Annotated in this window: 22 protein-coding genes; 4 read left to right on the plus strand and 18 right to left on the minus strand. The window is 45.7% G+C overall.

Features of this window, described 5'->3' with window-relative positions; all coding sequences use genetic code 11:
• Window positions 1-497: 497 nt before the first annotated feature.
• Window positions 498-3290: a phosphoenolpyruvate carboxylase gene (ppc, locus tag MKY54_RS27605; protein WP_038573414.1), complete on the minus strand. Its 2793-nt coding sequence runs from the start codon at window positions 3288-3290 to the stop codon at window positions 498-500.
• A gap of 234 nt (window positions 3291-3524) precedes the next feature.
• Complete coding sequence (locus MKY54_RS27610; protein ID WP_076129777.1) at window positions 3525-4418, minus strand: LysR family transcriptional regulator; 894 nt, start codon at window positions 4416-4418, stop codon at window positions 3525-3527.
• Between the two features lie 165 nt (window positions 4419-4583).
• Between MKY54_RS27610 and MKY54_RS27615 the strand changes: the two genes are divergently transcribed.
• The 4 genes from MKY54_RS27615 (at window position 4584) to MKY54_RS27630 (ending at window position 9714) form a co-directional block, all read left to right on the plus strand.
• Window positions 4584-5552: an ABC transporter ATP-binding protein gene (locus MKY54_RS27615; RefSeq protein WP_076282707.1), complete on the plus strand. Its 969-nt coding sequence runs from the start codon at window positions 4584-4586 to the stop codon at window positions 5550-5552.
• 90 nt (window positions 5553-5642) lie between these two features.
• Window positions 5643-6722: an ABC transporter substrate-binding protein gene (locus MKY54_RS27620; protein WP_076307214.1), complete on the plus strand. Its 1080-nt coding sequence runs from the start codon at window positions 5643-5645 to the stop codon at window positions 6720-6722.
• A 5-nt stretch (window positions 6723-6727) separates the two neighbouring features.
• On the plus strand, window positions 6728-8407 hold the full coding sequence (locus MKY54_RS27625; RefSeq protein ID WP_076193939.1) for an iron ABC transporter permease: 1680 nt from the start codon (window positions 6728-6730) through the stop codon (window positions 8405-8407).
• Window positions 8404-9714, plus strand: a complete 1311-nt coding sequence (locus MKY54_RS27630) for an MBL fold metallo-hydrolase (protein WP_076307203.1) — start codon at window positions 8404-8406, stop codon at window positions 9712-9714. Before MKY54_RS27625 ends, MKY54_RS27630 begins: the two co-directional genes overlap by 4 nt.
• Window positions 9715-9817: 103 nt before the next feature.
• On the opposite strand, the gene MKY54_RS27635 is transcribed toward MKY54_RS27630, so the two are convergent.
• The 16 genes from MKY54_RS27635 to MKY54_RS27710 all read right to left on the minus strand — a co-directional run bounded on the left by MKY54_RS27635 (window position 9818) and on the right by MKY54_RS27710 (window position 19091).
• Window positions 9818-10099 carry a holin gene (locus MKY54_RS27635; RefSeq protein ID WP_076280160.1) on the minus strand — a complete coding sequence of 94 codons (282 nt, stop codon included), beginning with the start codon at window positions 10097-10099 and terminating at the stop codon, window positions 9818-9820.
• Between the two features lie 12 nt (window positions 10100-10111).
• Window positions 10112-10804 carry a M15 family metallopeptidase gene (locus tag MKY54_RS27640; protein ID WP_339188614.1) on the minus strand — a complete coding sequence of 231 codons (693 nt, stop codon included), beginning with the start codon at window positions 10802-10804 and terminating at the stop codon, window positions 10112-10114.
• Window positions 10776-11165 carry a hypothetical protein gene (locus tag MKY54_RS27645; protein ID WP_339169929.1) on the minus strand — a complete coding sequence of 130 codons (390 nt, stop codon included), beginning with the start codon at window positions 11163-11165 and terminating at the stop codon, window positions 10776-10778. Before MKY54_RS27645 ends, MKY54_RS27640 begins: the two co-directional genes overlap by 29 nt.
• A complete protein-coding gene (locus MKY54_RS27650) occupies window positions 11158-11358 on the minus strand; it encodes a hypothetical protein (protein WP_036681274.1) in 201 nt (66 codons plus the stop codon). The genes MKY54_RS27645 and MKY54_RS27650 overlap by 8 nt, the downstream gene beginning before the upstream one ends.
• A 2-nt stretch (window positions 11359-11360) precedes the next feature.
• The gene (locus tag MKY54_RS27655) at window positions 11361-11642 is read right to left on the minus strand and encodes a hypothetical protein (protein WP_036681272.1); all 282 of its coding nucleotides are present in this window, start codon (window positions 11640-11642) and stop codon (window positions 11361-11363) included.
• Between the two features lie 93 nt (window positions 11643-11735).
• A complete protein-coding gene (locus tag MKY54_RS27660; RefSeq protein WP_076186574.1) occupies window positions 11736-11954 on the minus strand; it encodes a hypothetical protein in 219 nt (72 codons plus the stop codon).
• A 25-nt stretch (window positions 11955-11979) separates the two neighbouring features.
• On the minus strand, window positions 11980-12420 hold the full coding sequence (locus MKY54_RS27665; protein WP_339188616.1) for an XkdW family protein: 441 nt from the start codon (window positions 12418-12420) through the stop codon (window positions 11980-11982).
• 18 nt (window positions 12421-12438) lie between these two features.
• Window positions 12439-13935 (minus strand): hypothetical protein, encoded by a 1497-nt coding sequence (locus MKY54_RS27670; RefSeq protein ID WP_339188617.1) that lies wholly within the window; start codon window positions 13933-13935, stop codon window positions 12439-12441.
• Between the two features lie 11 nt (window positions 13936-13946).
• Complete coding sequence (locus MKY54_RS27675) at window positions 13947-14558, minus strand: putative phage tail protein (RefSeq protein WP_339188618.1); 612 nt, start codon at window positions 14556-14558, stop codon at window positions 13947-13949.
• 3 nt (window positions 14559-14561) lie between these two features.
• Window positions 14562-14897 carry a hypothetical protein gene (locus MKY54_RS27680; RefSeq protein ID WP_076099872.1) on the minus strand — a complete coding sequence of 112 codons (336 nt, stop codon included), beginning with the start codon at window positions 14895-14897 and terminating at the stop codon, window positions 14562-14564.
• Between the two features lie 11 nt (window positions 14898-14908).
• A complete protein-coding gene (locus MKY54_RS27685) occupies window positions 14909-15931 on the minus strand; it encodes a DUF2793 domain-containing protein (protein ID WP_339188620.1) in 1023 nt (340 codons plus the stop codon).
• Window position 15932: 1 nt separating this feature from the next.
• The gene (locus MKY54_RS27690; protein ID WP_339188622.1) at window positions 15933-16346 is read right to left on the minus strand and encodes a phosphoglucomutase; all 414 of its coding nucleotides are present in this window, start codon (window positions 16344-16346) and stop codon (window positions 15933-15935) included.
• Between the two features lies 1 nt (window position 16347).
• Window positions 16348-17406 carry a baseplate J/gp47 family protein gene (locus MKY54_RS27695; RefSeq protein WP_339188623.1) on the minus strand — a complete coding sequence of 353 codons (1059 nt, stop codon included), beginning with the start codon at window positions 17404-17406 and terminating at the stop codon, window positions 16348-16350.
• Complete coding sequence (locus MKY54_RS27700; RefSeq protein WP_339188624.1) at window positions 17399-17830, minus strand: DUF2634 domain-containing protein; 432 nt, start codon at window positions 17828-17830, stop codon at window positions 17399-17401. The genes MKY54_RS27695 and MKY54_RS27700 overlap by 8 nt, the downstream gene beginning before the upstream one ends.
• Complete coding sequence (locus MKY54_RS27705; protein ID WP_076099903.1) at window positions 17827-18123, minus strand: DUF2577 domain-containing protein; 297 nt, start codon at window positions 18121-18123, stop codon at window positions 17827-17829. Before MKY54_RS27705 ends, MKY54_RS27700 begins: the two co-directional genes overlap by 4 nt.
• 5 nt (window positions 18124-18128) lie before the next feature.
• Window positions 18129-19091, minus strand: a complete 963-nt coding sequence (locus MKY54_RS27710; protein ID WP_076129764.1) for a hypothetical protein — start codon at window positions 19089-19091, stop codon at window positions 18129-18131.
• Window positions 19092-19093 lie beyond the last annotated feature (2 nt).

Raw genomic sequence — 19093 nt, forward strand, 5'->3', positions numbered from 1 at the left:
ACTTGCCGCCCTTGGTATTTCTTCGCAAATATCCACGGTACAAGCAATTAAATCGTAATTCAAGTTTGTGTAAAAATCAAGGATTGTATTGTAACCTTCTATGTAAACTGAGTTAAAAACTGGACAAGTTGGTATAGGCGATTAAGTGCAGCTCCGAGAAATATTTGGACTTCCGGTCGCTGTTATCCTCACATTTCCTGATTATAAACCGCATATAGCGGTCGAAATCTGAGGATAAAGGCGAACGCTGGCGCTCCTACAGTTCCAAATATCCTCTACGCTGCTCCATCACCGAAGTAATAAGTGCCACGTTAATTACCTCCGATTACATCTCGGTTACTTGGGTAGGGTAATAAAGAAATATCGGGTATGACTCTCCAATATTTAGGAACAAATAAAGTTCACAGCAGCAATATACAGTTTATGATCACAACAACTTGTATTAGGCAAAAAAAGTCCGCCCCAAATAGGGCGGACTTTTTGTTGTTAAGACTATATCAGCCGGTATTCCGAAGACCGGCGGCAATGCCGTTGATGGTAAGCAATACTTCGCGAAGCAGCTCGCTATCATCTCCATCAATTTCACGGAGCGCTCTAAGCTCAGATAGCAATTGAACCTGCAGGTAGCTAAGCGGATCAACGTATGGATTGCGGAGTCTGATCGACTCTTGAATCACAGGAACGTTATCCAGAATATCCTGCTGGCCTGTAATCTTCAGGATTAGCTCAGAGGTCAAATTAAACTCATCTTCAATCTGGCCAAAGATCCGTTGACGTGCTTCCTCGTTCTTGCCCATGCTGGCGTATTCCTTAGCAATGATCAAGTCCGCTTTTGAAATAGCCATTTGCAGCGTATCTATCAGTGTAGTAAAGAATGAGAAGTTCTCATACATATGTTGCATTATCTTCAGATTCTCTTCCTTACCCTCATAGAAACTCTGCAGTCCGGTTCCAGCAGCGTACCAGGCTGGGAGCAAATAACGGCTTTGTGTCCATGCAAATACCCAAGGAATTGCGCGCAGATCTTCAAAACGATCGCTGTTCTTCCGTTTGGAAGGACGGGAACCGATATTAAGCTCTCCTACCTCAGGCAGAGGTGTTGATTCTTTGAAATAAGTCAGGAAATCCGGATCACGGAAGATCAAATCCTGATATTTGTTCAGCGAGACCTCAGAAATACGGGCAACAATCTCTTCCCATTTCTCTTCATAAAGATCGGCTTGTGGCACTCTCGCACTAATTGCTGCTGTTACAAGCGCAGATGTCGCTTGCTCCAGACTGCGGTAAGCAATTCCTTGCATGGAGTAACGGGAGGAGATTACTTCTCCCTGCTCGGTAATCTTAATCCCGCCGCCAATTGTCGAAGCAGGCTGAGCAAGAATACTGCGGTTAAGTGGCATACCCCCGCGGCCGAGCGCTCCACCACGACCATGGAAGAACTTCAGCTTGATTCCGAACTTATCCGCTGTCGCTGTAATTTCTTTTAGGGCAACACGCAGTTCCCAGTTAGCAGTAACCACGCCGCCATCTTTATTACTATCTGAATATCCAAGCATGATTTCCTGCAAATCATTCATTGCTCTTACCGCATCACGGTAGATCGGCATATTGAGCAGTGTGTTCATAATTTGCGGTGCTTCATGCAAGTCATCAATCGTTTCAAAAAGTGGCACAGCTTGCAGGGTACATACAACTGTACCGTCGTTATCCTTGCGGAATAGTCCTACCTCTTTGGCGAAGACCATAACCTCCAGAATGTCACTCGCAGCTTCAGCCATACTGATCAGATAACTGGTGATACATTGTTTGCCGTACTCTTCCTGCGATGCGAAGATCGTCCGGTAAACAGCCAGACACTCCTCTGTACTTTCAGTATACGTCTGGTAAGAAGAGGTCAACGGACGTGGATCATTCAGCAATTTCTCCAGCAGATCAATCTTCTCAATCTCCGTCAATTTAGAGTAATCCGGCGAAATGTTCATCTTCGCCAAAATTTCTGTCATGGCATTCTCATGTTCTTGACTGTGTTGACGCACGTCAAGAGTTGCCGTATGGAATCCGAACAGCTCCACTTGGCGGATTAGCTTTTTAATATAAGTATCGGCCACATAGTCGGCGTAGTGATGCCGTAGACTGCGGTCAATGACATTCAAATCATCTATGAACTCCTCAGGTGTAGCATAACGCTCAGGAGTATCTTTTTTCTCATCATCCAAAACATTTTGTGTCTTAGAGATCATGTAGCTAAGTTTAATACGGTAAGGTTCATTGTCATTGCGCCATTCTTCCATCTTGCCTAGGTTAATGATCTGACGATCAGCTTCGATGGATTCTACGAGCTCAGGCGTCACTTTAACAATACTTGTGCTAAAGCTTAGATATTTCATGAGTTCACGCATAATACGCTGATATTCACGAATGGCCAGCTTGCGCTGCATGCGTAAAGTCTGCGCAGTGACTGTTGAGGTTACCGATGGATTACCATCACGGTCTCCGCCAATCCATGATCCAAAACGCAAGTAGGTTGGCACATGCCAATTCTGTCCTGGATAATATTTGCTCAGACAGCGTTCAAGCTCTTGATACACGTCGGGCAATACATGGAAAATCGTCTCATGGAAATAATACATTCCATTACGCACTTCATCGAGTACTGTAGGCTTGCGGTCACGCAGCTCATCCGTTTGCCAAAGCGTAATCACTTCATTCAATAACTTCTCGCGAAGCTGTTCACGTTCACGGAAAGTTAAGGTAGGGTTATCAAGACCCATAACATCATCGGATATCCGTTTATGAATATCGAGAATCGCACGGCGCATAGCTTCCGTTGGATGTGCCGTCATTACAAGTTCCAGAGACAATCCTTCAATAATCTCGTTGACTTCCTCATGAGAGAAATCACGTTCACGAAGCTCTTGAATAGCGCTTTCTATAGAACCGGGTTGTACTGTCTCCCCAGCTGAACGTTCATAGTCACGTTTACGGCGAATCCGGTGGTTCTGTTCGGCAATATTCACCAATTGAAAATAAATGGCGAACGCTCTTATTACCTGATGACGGTTCTCCGGATCCAAAGAATTGATTAACTCCTTAAATTCACTATGCAGTTCAGGTAAAAATAGTGAGCGTAGCGATTTACTGGTCTCGCGGATCTTCTCCACGATCTCTAGCAGTTCGTTACCGCCTTGGTGAACCAAGACCTCTCCTAAAATGTTCCCCAAGAACCGTACGTCCCGTCGCAGCAGATTGTTAGAGTTGCTTTTGCTGACGGTAGTCGTAAGTTCGGTCATGCTGCTCCCCCCATTCTCTTCCGGATCAATGTGTTAAGTTTGTCTGTCTAAATATCGTCTATTAAAGCTTCCTCATATCATACAATAAAACCGTTTGAAAATCTGCAACTTTTTTGTGCTGTAAAGCGACACAGCACCTAAGATTATACACCAATTTCTGAATTTATACAGTCCTTATATTTTATGTATTCTTTCATATATATAATGGCTCTATCGTATATTCTCTATGTATGCTTATATTCGGATTGTACGGAGCTGATCTATGAACAGTCCAATTAAAGGAGAATAATGGCGATCACGGTTATACGAATAATAAATATGTCTTTCAAAATTATAATCCGGAATGGCTCGCATTAGCAATCTTCCTCTGGCTACCTCGTCCTCCACAGCAAGTCGTGAAATAAATGAAACATGTTGTCCACTCATGAGCGATTGCTTAATTGCCTCCAGTGAATCGAGTAAAATATGCGGTTTTGATTCTTTTCCCTCTCGTTCAAACCATTTATCCGTCAACTGGCGTGTGCTTGATTCCTTGTCATGTAAAATAAAGCTGGCTGAAGCAATCATCGCCGAGTTTAAATTAGAAAATCCGGCAAAATCATGTGTAGGTGCAAAAACAAGGACAAGCTCATCCTCACATAAGGCTTGAGTATGCAGATCAGGCAGATAAAAAGATTCCGTAGACAAGATACCAAGATCAATCTCATGGCTGGCAAGCATTTCTTTGATCACCGGTGAAGGCTTAACCGATAAAGAAATGGTAATCCCCGGATGCTGTTCGCCAAACTGCCCCAATATTTGTGGAAGAATATAAGTAGCTGGAACATAACTGGCGCCAATTTTCAGCGTCCCCCGACCTGCCTGACTGAACTCTTTTACCACCCGCTCCGCTTCCGCAGCAAGCGCATTGATTTTGATCGCATAATGAAGAAAAGCTTTGCCACTCTCCGTAAGAATCATTTTATCCATTCTGGATTCAAATAACTTCTCCCCCAATTGCTGCTCTAAATTCTTCAAATGATACGTAACGGTGGGCTGCTTTAGTCCGAGTTTATCTGCTACCGTGGTAATTTTTTTATGTTTATTCAGCAGTTCTACAATTTCCAGCTTCATTAGATTAAGGTTCATTCTCTTCCACTCCCTCGCCTTTTCCTAAACGGTAACATAGAAGAATTCTATGAATGTTAAAATAAATCGGCAAAAAAGTTAATATCACAGTTACATTCAGCAAATATAGCGGGAATTCTTTACCTTTACACTAAGAACAAGCTTAAGAACAGGCAGGTAGATAGAATGAAGGAAATTACAATCCACAGATTGGAAAAGAAATTCGGAGATGTGCATGCCTTGAAGGCTGCAGATCTGAAGATTCCCGCTGGAAGCTTTACGACATTACTCGGTCCTTCAGGTTGTGGAAAGACGACACTACTCCGTCTGATTGCTGGGCTGGAAACACCGGATGCAGGAGAAATTCTGATCGATGATGAGTTTATTTTTTCAGGCAACAAAAGAATTAGCCACCCCATTCATCGCCGTAACTTTGGCATGGTTTTTCAAGATTTCGCCCTCTGGCCGCATCTGACTGTGTTCGAGAATGTAGCCTTCGGCCTTCGAGCTTCCAAACAAAAAAAGAATTTACGGGTTCGGGTGCAGGAGGCGCTTCGATCGGTCAAGCTGGAGGGGCTGGAGCTGCGTTTTCCACATCAGTTGTCTGGTGGACAACAGCAGCGGGTTGCTTTTGCCAGAGCCGTAGTCATGCGCCCTCAGCTTGTATTATTCGATGAGCCCTTAAGTGCGCTGGATGCGGTCTTGCGAGATGAAATGAGGCTGGAGTTAATCTCCTTGGTAAAAAACATGGGCATTACAGCCCTGTATGTGACGCATGATCAAACCGAAGCGATGTCTATGTCAGATGAAGTAGTTGTAATGCAAGGTGGTACTATTTTACAAAGTGGATCTCCTGAGGACATTTATCGTAAACCGAGTCATCCTTTTGTAGCCCACTTTATTGGTAAATCCAACTGGATCGTTCCGGATAAACAGATGCTGCGTCCAGAACATTTACGCTGGTCTCAGGAGAATGCTTCCTCTCTTCTTTTTACAGGGACTATTCAGCATGTGAGTTATATGGGGGATCGCTATGAGATCATTCTGGACATGGAGCACAATGGGACTTGGACCGCTTATCATGAGCGGCGCCTACCTGTAGGGGAAAAGATTCAGCTGTACGCTTCAGAGCACCAAATCCATCATCTGAATTAAGCGTCCACTGCATGGAATGGCTCTATATGATGCTGTTCCATGCAGCAAGATGCACACAACAATATTAGGGAGGCAATAACATTGAATCAAATGAAAAAGACAAAAGGGTTAAGTTCACTTCTTCTAACAACTGCACTTGGTATTACTTTAGTGGGCTGCGGCTCCTCGAACACCCCTGCGGCTAACGCAAGCAACAACCAAACCGATACTGCGGCGGCGACGCAAACTGAAGCCCCACAACCAACAGAAAAGACACTAAGCGGCAATCTTGTCGTTTACAGTGCAGGCCCTGAAGGCTTAGCTAATAAAATCAAAGACGGCTTTGAAGCCAAAACTGGCGTTAAGGTTGAAATGTTCCAAGGCACTACAGGAAAAATACTTGCCCGCATGGAAGCAGAAAAATCCAATCCGGTCGTTGATGTTGTTGTCCTCGCCTCTCTTCCGTCCATGCAAGGAATGAAAAACGACGGATTATTACTTCCATATAAAGAAGCGATTAACGCAGACAAGCTGGTTAGCGATTGGTCAGATATAGATGAAGGTAACTATTTCAGTTACAGTGCATCCGCACTCGGTATTGTCTACAATACTAAAAAAGTAAGCTCACCGCCGACCTCCTGGGATGACCTCAGCAAAGCGGAATGGAAGGGTGCAGTCAATATCCCTGATCCTTCACTTTCCGGCTCGGCTCTTGATTTCATGACTGGGTATTTAAGTGCTAAGGGGGACAGTGGCTGGGAACTTTTTAAACAATATAAAAGCAATGAAGTAGCTATGGCAGGCGCCAATCAAGAGGCACTTGATCCGGTGATTACCGGTGCTAAATCCGTCGTTGCTGCTGGCGTAGATTACATGGCTTATAAAGCAAAAGCTGACGGAGAACCTGTGGATATCGTCTATCCTGCTGAAGGAACTGTAATCAGCCCTCGTCCGGCTGCGATCATTAAGACAAGCCCAAATGTAGATAACGCTAAGGCTTTTATCGACTACCTGCTCTCCGATGAAGCACAAGCCCTTGTTGCCAAAGCCTATTTGCTGCCAGGCAGAACTGACGTGAAGGCAGAAAATCGTGCCAATCTTGAAGAAATCAAAACATTTGATGTGAATTGGGAATGGATGAATGAGCACAGCGATGAAGTTTCCTCGACCTTCACACAAATTTTTAAATAAGCGTAATGAATACTAACTCTTTGCGCTCATTTAAATGGGTGAGCGGTGGACTGGCTTTATTTATACTAACCGTGATCGTGCTGCTGCCACTCCTGCTCATTTTCTGGACCAGTATTTATCCAGAGGAGCATCTCGACATAGCCGCACCACTACGAACCATTATGGGGAGCAATGACCTAGTAGAGGTGCTGCTGAATTCTATCGGGCTTGGGGTAAGCGTCATTCTGCTAACTACTTTGTTTGCGCTACCTCTAGCCTGGATTATGGCAAAAACCGACTTAGGGCGCCACAACTGGCTGGATGTCGTGCTGTTAATTCCATTTATGACGCCGCCTTACATTGGTTCTATGGGCTGGATGTTGTTTATGCAGACGGGTGGGTATATGGAGCAGTTTCTGCCCTCCTCCTCCGTGTTGACACCATATTTCTTTAGCTATGGGGGTATGGTGCTGATCATGAGCCTTCACCTGTTTCCCTTCCTGTACCTGCTGCTGCGCAATGCGCTTTTGCAGATCGGGGGCAATCTGGAGGAAGCAGCCTCTGTTCACGGCGCCCCCTTCTTTTACAGATTTAAAAGAGTGATTATTCCTTTACTGCTCTCTAGCTATGGGCTTGGAGCACTGCTCATCTTCGTCAAAACCATTGCTGAATTCGGTACCCCTGCGACCTTTGGCCGCAGGATCGGCTTTTACGTGCTGACCTCTGAGATCCATAAATATATCTCCAGTTGGCCGATTGATTTTGGTAAGGCTACTTCACTAGCCTCCTTGCTGCTCGGAGTTTGTCTTGTCATGTGGTACATCCAAACTATAATTAGCAGCCGCTACTCTTACCGTCTGATCGGTGGAAAAGGAACTCGTACTAAACGTTATAAGAGTACAGGAATCGTAGGGTTTCTTAGCTGGGGTTATGTTCTTCTATTGCTTCTGGCATCCATCGGCATTCCTTATTTCTCTATCATAACAGCCTCATTATTGAAGCTTCGGGGAGAAGGTGTATCCTGGAGCAATCTAACCTTAAAACATTATGCAGAGCTGTTATCCCCGGGTTCGCAAGGACTAGAGGCCTTATTAAATAGCTTTACATTAGCTATCGTTGCTTCCAGTATCGCTGTTATTCTCGGGACTTGGTTTGCCTTAACGGTAGGAAAAGGGGCTACATTCAAGCAGAAAATTACAGATTTATTCAGCTTGCTTCCAAATACAGTCCCTGGAATTGTAATTGTAGTAGGGCTAATTCTGCTGTGGAATGCCCGCTGGATGCCTATCCCGCTCTATAATACCTACTGGATGGTTGTACTGACTTATGTCGTACTTTTCCTTCCTTATACTGTTCAGTATGTAAAAGCAAGCTATGGGCAAATCGATTCCTCTCTGATGCAAGCGGGACAAGTATTCGGAGGTAGTAAGCTGTATGTGTTCCGCCGTATCCTGCTTCCCCTCATCCTTCCGGGGATGGTGGCTGGCTGGATGATGACTTTCACCATTTCTAATCGGGAACTGGTAGCCTCATTACTCATTCTGCCACCTTCAATGCAGACCTCGGCAACCTATATTTTTGCCCAGTTTGAACAAGGTGCGGTAGCCATGGGGATGGCCATGGCTGTAATCTCTGTAGGCATCACTACCTTATTACTATTAGTCTTAGAATATTTAAGCCCAGATAGAAAGCGGAGACAACAATGAGCACACTAACGATTTGGGGAGGGGCCGGAGAGCATGGCCGTTCCTCCTATCTTTTGCAGGGCAAGGATTCACGAAATGGCATCCTGCTCGATTGTGGCGTAAAAAAAGAAGGCCCCGGTGAATACCCCCTACTTGATACGGATATTATTCCACATTTGCAGGCAGTATTTCTGTCTCATGCGCATGAGGATCATTCCATAGCGCTGCCCTTACTTTATAAACACGGATACAGAGGTAAGGTATGGACTACTAGATCTACCTCATTACAGCTTCCTGATTATTTCGAGGCCTGGGATAAATATGTGGCGGCTCAATCCGCCCCGCTCCCCTATGAGGAAACGGATAAAAAAGCTATTCAATTCATGTATTTAGAGGAGTATGTCTCCCCTCACACTTGGCTGACGCTTGCGCCTAACCTTCGAGTTCAATGGGGACGTAGCGGGCATTTAGCAGGTTCGGTTTGGTTGGCCCTAGAATGGGAGGGCAAGACTGTATTTTTCTCGGGGGATTATTCGGAGGAATCGCAGCTGCTCACGGCAGACACACCAGCAATTATGGAAGCCGAAGCTAAAAATGTGGCTGATCTGTCCATTATCGATGCCGCTTATGGGGCAGATCCTGATGAGCAGCTTGTAAAATTACAGCAATTAGAGATAGCCATCCACAACACCTTGCAAAAAGGGGGTTCTGTTCTCCTTCCCGTGCCTATCCATGGCAGAAGCCAGGAATTGATCGTATGGGCAAATGAATGTTTTCCAGATCATCAATTGATCGTTGAAGAAGCACTCGTCGCTCCTTTACGAGCATTAAGCGACAAGGTGGAATGGCTGAAAGAGGACGCTATTCAGCGCGTAAATGCACTTTTTAACAGAAAAAACTTGTGTGTTGTATCTAATTCGGACGAACGCGCGAAGGCAATGCTGAATCTTAAGGGCGCTATCGTATTTACCAATGACGGGATGATGCAGTCAGCAAAAGCACAAGAATACTTTCAGCAACTCTCTGTTTCTCCTGACAACCATGTGATTTTTACGGGACATTTAGCGGCGGGAAGCTTTGGACATCGTCTTGTTGAGCAAGCTATGATCGGAGAATCTAGCAGCGTACGCTGTACAGTCTCACTTATCCGCTATAAAGTCCATCAAGGCTTGCCGGACATTCGCAAAATGCTCCAAACGATTCCCAGCCACCGGACAGTGCTTGTCCATGCTCCCAAACCACATATCGACCAAGTAGCTTCTATATTAAAAGGAGAAGGTTTCACAGGACTATATTCTTTACAACCCGGCAGCACGCTTTCGTTCTGAAACTTATTTATGTAATATCATGAGAAAAACAATGGGGCTCTTCCTTAGGTCTTTTTCAGACTTTTTGGAACAGCCCTTTTTATAATTCGTACCTATTATCCACTTACCCTTTCGTCGTGCCCGGGCGATCCTTAAAAGCTAGCTCAAACAACCCCGTCGCAGATAAACCTGCAAGGCCCCCAGCCCAAAGGCGAAGCACTAAATCTAGTTCGGTAAAAGGATACGCTACTACGCCGATGAACAAACCTATCAATAGTCCGATAATCGGTACTGCATTACGCGGGATGTTGATACTATTTTTGACCAACTGAACCAGTGCCAGTACGAATACTGCTAATATAGAGGCGAATGCCACAACATTATCTAAAATTGTTCCAGTTTCCATCCTTTTCCCTCCTTAGCGGGTACTTATAATCTCAACCGTTCGAGTCGCAGAATCATAACCTACCTGAGCACCCAGCGCTTCTGCAATAACACGTACAGGGACGTAGGTGATGCCTTTTTCAAGCACTCCATCTGCAACCTTAACCCCGTTAACCTTTACGACAGCAATAACATCACTCTTCAATTCTTCCTCCTCCTTCCGATTGATGACCTTATACGCTGACTCCACCGCAGATGTTGAGGGCTTTGTCCCTGCTCGTAACTGTGTGAGTGTTAACCCAAACGCCATTTGAAAATGGGGGTAATCCTTGAAGCTTGTCCAGTCGCCACCCCACTCGAAGCCCAGCCCTTTTGCCTCCTTCACAACCTCCTGCCAATCTGCGATCTGGTTGTTATTGCCGTCCCGGCACATATCCCATGACACACTCGATCCATTCGGCAGCAAAAGAGCAAAATCTACGGCCAATCCAAAATTGTGATAGCTATACCCGCCTCGCGCATTGGTTACAATCGCTCCGGGCTTGGTGCGGCCTTGTGCATAAAGAGCATCCTGCTCGGCAATTGTGCGAAGTCCCTGCGTAATGAGAATGGGGATGTTGAGTTTGTAACACCGCTCGATAAGCGCAGTAGCAGCGGAACGAACTACGGGGTGTAGGCCTGTTAGGTGTTGGGCTGATTTATTTTTCACCTGAGTTATTGTCAGCATGAAGTTCCTCTTTTCTGTCTATCTTTTTCAGATAAATAAATTGGTCGTATTTCCCGGAACGTGTCAGTATCGCTAATATGATAATTCCACCAGTTGTACCGAATTGGGCAATAGCCCAGCTATAATGAAGCCAAGTCAGCCCTGTTGCCATGTCCACTCCTAGTAATTCTGCCAAACGGAATAGTAGAACGATAAGCATATTGAATGTATAAGCCAATAAGAAAAAAAGCATAGCCAGCATAAACACGCTGACCACACCTTTTTGGAATCTTTCGTAAAAATATTGCCTGTGGCGATGAATAATGTATATTCCGCAGGCCGTAGTAGTGCCATATAGCACCAATAATAAAAATTCAATCATGTGCATCATGATCCCCTCGATCATAAACTAAATATTTGGCGAACCGGTTACGATCAATCTCCTCCTGAATTTCCTGCGAGACATTTTTATAATGACTTATGGTCAGTGTAACGCTGGTAGAGGCTCTGCGGAGCTCCATCTCTTTATCAACATGCCGGGGGAGAAGCAGCCGCCGAATCCATTGTGACAGCATTCCTAACTCCCCCTGTCTTCCGTATGGTCAATCTTCAGTTTCTTTAAGACGTCCAGTGTGGGCTGCATAAACTCCGAGCGCTCCTTATCCAAAATCGCTTGCAGACGATCCCGATCCTCCTCTGCCCGATCCAGCATTTCTCGCGGTACAAGGTTCCCTTTGACAATCGCACGCAATAACACCATCAGTACGATCATCAAAATGAAAGCAACAATATAAGCCAGCCCATACTTATCTGCCAGCGGCAGCAGCTTCTCCAATTGCGCAATATCCCCTTCGCCCATTCGTCTGCTCCTTTCTGTAATGATGTTGATGCGTAATAGCCCCCGGCACCACCGAGGGCACAAAAAACACGCTCCTGTGTGGATGCGTGCTAATTATTTGGCTGATGAAGCTTGCTCAGTCGAATCGTTTTCAGCAAAATGAATATCTGATCGTTTCTCGATAATCTGATCCTTAACCAAAATCTCATTATCCGGCTGCATGTTATAGGAAGAAATGATATTCTCTATCGGACCCTCCTCACGATCAAAACGAGTGATGCAGGCATTGGCCATCAAGCGGAGTTTGGCGGCTGTCAATGAATCCATTGTCATGATTACAACTCACCTCCTTTTGGGTTTATATGCTGAGTAATTCAGCCATAATGACTTCGACATCTTGAAGCCTGTCTTGCAAAGTAGTATTCTCAGCACGGAGTTGCTCGAATTCGCTTAATTCTGGTGGTTTGTTAGCTTCTGCTTCTAGATATGCTTCCCACGCGGCTTCGAGTTCTTCTTCCGTTGGTTGTGGGACATCTAGGTTCCAAGCTGCGATGTATGGGCCACGTTCAATAATGTCGTAGTCTACGCCCTTTTTCAATCGGTTAAAATCCACTACATAACGATAGTGTACATCTTCTATATACTCGGTTTCGTCTTGATCTAATAGTCGGATTTCGTAGCGTGTGCGTCCGTGTACGCCTTCGTGTAATACGGGTTCAGCTCCGTTATCTTGCACTATGAAATCTTTTATTGGGTCGGCGTTTGGGTATAGATACATAATTGCTTGTGCTATATTCATTGTTCCTCATCCCCTTTTCTATGCAACTTTAACTATTCTCAAATGACTGAAAAGACCGTCACCAGTTACCCCAACGTTAGATGTTCCGTAATGATAAATGTAAAATTCAAGCGTATGCCCAGCGCTAAGATCTGTATTAGAAACCCCAAGGACGGAAACGTCTTGCCCACTAGCTGACGCAACGGTTCTTCCAATGCACTGATCCCGCGCTCCGTTTTTATAAATTTGAATCTGAACCACAAATGGCAAGGGTACGGATGTGCATGTAGCCATAACATCAATAGCGTATATACCAGCAGCTTTTGCAGTGAAAATCCCGGTGGTCGCATTCCATTCACCTAAACGATCATAGTAAACCGATGGGAATAAAAGTTTAGTGAATGTGAGCGGTACGATTGTTTGTGTAGCGCTACCGCCGCATGCAATATTACTTCTAGAATTCGTTGTATTATCTCCCCATGGGTTAAGAACCCCACTTGTGATGATACCATTTAATGAGCCTTCGGGAGTTATTCCTGATGGCTGTGAGCCATATTTATAGATTGAACCGCCATGACTAGTGTAAAGACCTACGCCATTCGCTTGCCCCGTGTTTTCGAGTGATGTAACAATCGAAGCACTTCCGACTATTATTCCAAAGTTTCGTCCAGATACCGAAGAATTTCTAATGTCTGCGTTTTGACCTGCAATATTAATGCCCGGATAATTAGCGGTAGTTCCACAGGAGCAATTTTTAATGTCGATGTTTCCACCGTCATATGCATTAAAACCCATTGAGGTTGTGGTATTAGCAGAAAAACCGTCTATAACAATACGATTGCACCGTTCAGCCACGAAGGAGCGGATAGTTACAGAAGTACCCATAAATTGAACATGACCACCGCCTACTTTGCCGCTAATCCTCACATCTTCGGCATAGGTTCCAGATGTAACATTTATAGATGCAGTATGATTAACAACTTGAGGAATCATGCCGATAGCCCTATTGATTGTTTTAAATGCCCCTGCTGCCGTATTGGCTAAACCGTTGTTTGTGTCATTCCCGTCCGTCCGTACGTAGTACGTAATATCCGCTGTCGTCTGCTGAGGCGTAGTAACCAACGGCGCCTTACCATTCAACTGCCCCTGAATCCCACTAGTCACCCCATCCAAGTACCCAAACTCCGCGTTAGAGACCACTCCCGTTCCAATCTTCGAAGCATCAATTCCGGCTGAAGCATTAACATCGGCGTTTACAATCACCCCAGCCGCAATTGCGGTCCCCCCGTCACCAGTACTTATAACATCCCCCGTGTGATTAGGATGCACATAATTATTCGCTCCTGTTGCAATCCCCGCCAGCTTTGTTTTCTCAGCTGCGGTGTAGTCGTTCGTGGATAGCTGCTTACCAGTAACTTTATCGACCTTGCTATTCACTGCATTATCCAAAATGTCCATATTCCCGTTCAAATCGGCAATATCAACGATATCTGTTCCCTCTGGCTTCTTTAAGCCCAAATTTCCTGTGGTTTGCATATGTCACTCTCCTATCTATAAGTTCTTAATTCGTTCCATGTTTTACTGTGAGCACTCTCCCAAGTCAAAGCCTTAACAGAGTCCCACCAGGTATAGCTGAACACAAATTCATAAGCTAAATGCGCAGGTTTAATCTCTTCGATGATTTGAATCAACCCTACCATATTTGGAGGAATCCCCAGTGTACTCACAAAATGAATCTCAAAACGGTACTCCTCAGGCACTTCCTTTACTTCAACCACTCCACCTGAAAAAGCTGACGCCGTCCGCTGAATCATCTCCGGTGTGGTCGTCCCATTTCCACGCAGCTTTGCCTTAATCATCTCTCGGCGTGTGGCATATGACTTGGATGAATCGATATTTAGTCCAAGCTCAGCTTCCCATCGTCCAAGGCTCACCGTTGCCGTTTCAACAAAAGCCTGATCCAGTACGTCTATAGTGCCCAGCTTCAGTCCACCAATTTCTAGCCCGATGGTCTCCTGAAGCTTCTCCATTTCGCGGACATCCTTATAATAGTCCGGCAAATACTGCATTAGATCAGGCGCCTCGACTTCACCCGGATGGCTCGAATCTTTATCTGCGGAATATTGCAATTCGCTGTATAAAGAGCTGCCGTAACTCATCCTCTACACCCCCTTCAGTTGATTCCAGGTTAGGGGGCCTTTGGGCAAATAATCATGTGTATGCGCCGCCGGAGGAAATACCACTGGTTTACCTGCTACCCCCGCCCAAGCTACACTATCCGCTTGTTGCGCAAAATCCACCTTGCCATTGTTATTCGTATCGTAAATGCTTTTCAGCATATCCCCGGTACTCTGCGCGGCTACCAGCAAGACATTACCAGCGGCAGAACCAATGTACAGCTTGCCACTGTCTGTACAATACCCAAGCTCACCAATAGCCAGCGCTCCAATGGCGCTTTCCAAGCCGCGGCGTATTTGAATCAATGTTTTTAGAGCCATTGTCCCGCCCCCTAGAATGTTCCGCCATCAATACTGGCTACGGTAAGTCTATTGCCATTCGCTGCATCATAAATGATGCTGCTTCCATCCACACTTACAACTACACCGGATCCATCTACGGTGATCCCTTTTCCTGCCGTAACCGCAATCGCGTCTGCAGTAACCGTGATCCCATTACCCGCACCAATGTTCAACGTCACAGTATCGGCCTGCCCCCCACCAATCAGCCCGCTCCCGGCTGTAATGGTCTGTAGTGCACCACCGGTACGTACCCATGCGCTGCCGTTCCAGCTGTAAATCTTCTGCTCATCATCGACGTAAGCGGTCCAACCGACGGCAGGAACATAAAATACCCAAGCGGCAGATTGGTATTCAACAATTTGATTCGCTTTGCCCGCCCATGCCCCGGTTGCCCCTGCTGGAATAATATAACGATCACCCTCAACCGGACTGGCAGGTGGAGCCAGCAGGTTCTGGTCTTTTACCGATGCTTGCGGTTCGATGTTATGCTTAGCCAGCTCAATTTCATTTTTAATCTTTTGCGCAGACCACAAGTCTGTAATCGTAGTCCCTGCATCATTGATTGTCCGGTGCTTGGCCACATCATCAATGTGAGTCTTGATCTCAGCGGCAGTCTTTACGTTTGTGCCATCCGATACTTTATTGATATGTCCCGCACTAATATCCGCTTTAAGCACCTTCGCATAGGTTGCTCCATCAGCGATATCATCAATTGTACCTGTCAGATCGGTAAGCTTCTGCGCATTCACCCGCCGCCAAGCTGCCCCATCATCAAAATATAAATATCCGCTATTCGAACCCGTAGTCACGTAATACAAACGACCAACGGATCCTGCAACCGGACGCGAAGCTTCTGGCCCTGACAGCGCCCTGCCGACCATGGAATTGGACGTGCCGTCACCAATATAAACTTCCTTAGTATCACTGCAAAAACCAAGCTCGCCTGCCTTCAACACGCCATAACTCGTTAGCTCAGCCTTTGTACCCCGCTTTATTTGTATGGTCTGTGCCATTTTACACCTCTCTTCTAAATGATCCTCCGTCAATCTGGCCCTTGTTCTTATAACGCTCTATTTCAGTCTGGACAGCAGTAAGACTCACCTGCAAACCGTTAATATCCTCTGCTTCAACCGTATCGCCGGGAGTTTCGTAAGTCACATATACCTCAGGCACATCGGCAAAAACCTTAATCAACCGCCGCCAGGGCGCCTCATCCGGAAAAGACACAGTGAAATTGCGTAGCTCGATCCCGGAATACTGTGACCCTGTGTACACCGCAATGGTCTGATTATTAATATTGTCATGCGCTAGAAGACCACTGTAAACGCCATTTACAAGCGGTAATCTCTCTTCGATAACATAGCTGCTACCGTTTACTTTTTTATTAAGTTTTTCTTGAAAAATATCAATTTGCTCTGGATAACCCATGCTACACCTCCAGTAGAACGTTACCGAACAACGGTACTTCTTCTTCGTTCAACATCACATTGCCCGCTCCACTGTTCAACTTCAGCTCTGTGTAATCCGCAACTCCTTCAGTAGCAAGCAATAATGCCCCGATGACAGAATGACTGATATAGGTTGCTGAAAAAGCCTTCTCCTTGCGATATTTCTCAAGCATCACCTGAAAGCCTTGGCTTACAGCTTGCAGTGCATAGCCAGAAGCAAGGGTTACTTTGGCGCTTATACTGATGTTTTTGCCCGCAGCCGGCGCCACGGTCACAACAGCCCCTACCGGTGCTTGTCCCTCACCCGCTCCTGAGACCGGATCAATGTATTGCTGCACCTGAGCCGCCAACAGCTCGGATGCAGGTTTTTTTTCGGCGTCCACAATAATCACCTTCACAGTTTTAGGACCTTTCCATAATGGAAAAACACGTGCGCCTCCCACACCCGAAACTTGCAGTGCCCACTCCATATAGTGATATTTATTTCCGCTAGTAGCTGGGCGTCTGGCTGAATCCAAATAACGCTGGCGTAGCGCATCATCCGTTTCAATGTCCTCCCCAGGGATCAGAAGAGAAGCTATTTCTCCGCGCGCTAGGTCTGAAATATAATCCACTGGCAGTAAAGAGCCAAAATATCGATTTCCTTCTTCTCCAGCGGTTTCACTTTCCAAGCGATACACTCCAGGAGATAACTTCTCTACAGCCGTATAATTCAGCATTTCGAGTGAGAAGCGGCTGCCGAGTGGAACATCCAACAATCCTCCATCCGCCTTATAAAAAATCCCTTTCAGCTGTGCCTTGCTGGCTTCATGCCTTACAATGCCTGACCAGGAGATACTTCGCTCTAAGTACTCTCCGGTAGCCGTATCTGCAAAATACAGATTATTATTCACATCCAGCTCAATATACATCTGTGCCAACTCAGCGGCTGCTGGAGCCAACGCGTCATAAATGATGCTGCCCTCGCGTTTATCCAATCCTGATGGAATCCGGTCCAACATCCGCTCCAAAAGAGCCTCATACGTCTGATCCTCATACATCCTCATTCCACTCCTTTCTCAGCTGAAAATTTCCGTAACGTGTGACGACTTTACAGTCAAAAGTTAGATTATCTCCGGTAAACGAAACAACAATATTCTCTAAGCTAAGTATTCGTTCATCCTGAAGTAGTGCCTCACTAACGATACGTCTGATTTCAGCTCTAACCAGCAGCCGGTCCCTACCAAGTACCAACCGCCACTCTGTTCCGTAATCAGAACTGTAAATCAGATGTTCAAACCGTTCGGTTCGCAAAATTTTTGCCGCTGCCTGTTGAACTGCTTCTAGTCCATCCGTTTGGCCTGTAATCCTTTTTCTCTCCCAATCCATCCGGTACGTAAGACTAGGGCTTTCCCCACGCTCAAGGTTGACCTCCCCCTCAAGCAAGGCCGTTATCGGTCCAGCTTTTCCAATCGCCGGGATCATATCGGGCTCACCAGCCGATCCAGAACAATGTAGCTTTGTCCGCCCTGCATTCGAACCATTAATACGCGGTCCCCACTCGCTAATCCTCGCCGAAGTATTACTTCTTTGCCCTCGATGTCGATCTTGCTTTCCATTACCGATTCAGGCAGCACTAACGCATTCCCCGATAAAATAAACCGCTGATCCACCTGGATCTGCAAAGGAGCTGCCTCCGTTACCGTTCCATAAGAAAAAGCCACGGGATTTGTACTTCCCACGGCTCCTAGACTTGCTTTTTTAATAATATCTAACATTATTTCTACACCACCTTAATATCGAGGGACATGGTATGCTCCCCTCCAGAAATCTTATGGCTGCATTGGTCCACCAGAAACAATTGAGTCTCGAATTCATCCAATAGGACATAAATGAAATTGCCTGCTCTTACGCGCATATCACCAATCGCCTGTACGGAGAGACTGAGCTTTTCACGGTTGTGCATTTTCAGTAAATTGTTTGCCTTCTCCTGAATTTGGGCAGCATTCGCTTTGTCATCAGCCTTCTGATACAAGTGCAGGATACCCCAGCGTTTCACATTGTCCTTGTCACTAACCGGATAGAAATCGCGTTTGCCCGATGCCTCGTTATCCTTGTACAGAAAAATCGTGTTGTACGTATCGTCATCAATACTTTTTTTGAGCGAATAATCGTACAGATAATGACCCGCTCCGAGCACCAGGTTAAGCAGCATAGAACCCGGTTTACGCAGCGTCAGCTTCCCAAAATCATCGTAAAAAGCCATCAACCGCCCCTTATACTGAAGCTCACTGCCGATGGCTCCCATAATGATGTCCAACAGCTTTTTGTCATCTTCAATTAAAGAAGGAATCCGGTACTCTGTCTCCTCCAGCACACCTGTCTTTAATCCGTAGTCCGTTGTTATTTTCTTGATCACATCACTAGCCGTAACATCCTGCAAAACATAACTACCATTGCCCAGCAAATAACGAATCTGATCATAGGCAGTCAGCTTAATCTCCTGATCCGAGCCCGTATCAATGCTGAACACAAATCCGTAAAATACATCTACATTATCTTTACTGAACTGAATAATATCACCATTGCTGATCCCAAACTTGGGAAGCTGATAGATTCCGCTATCCACAAGCGTTAACTCTAGCGTTGACGGTTTACCTGACCGTGCGGTTTTCCAAGAAATATCTGAGACGATGCCAGAAATATCCCATAGATTCCCTTCTTTATTCTTCACTAGCAGTTCCATAA

Origin of the sequence: Paenibacillus sp. FSL P2-0121 (assembly GCF_037975345.1) — a bacterium.
Classification (GTDB): domain Bacteria; phylum Bacillota; class Bacilli; order Paenibacillales; family Paenibacillaceae; genus Paenibacillus_AQ; species Paenibacillus_AQ odorifer.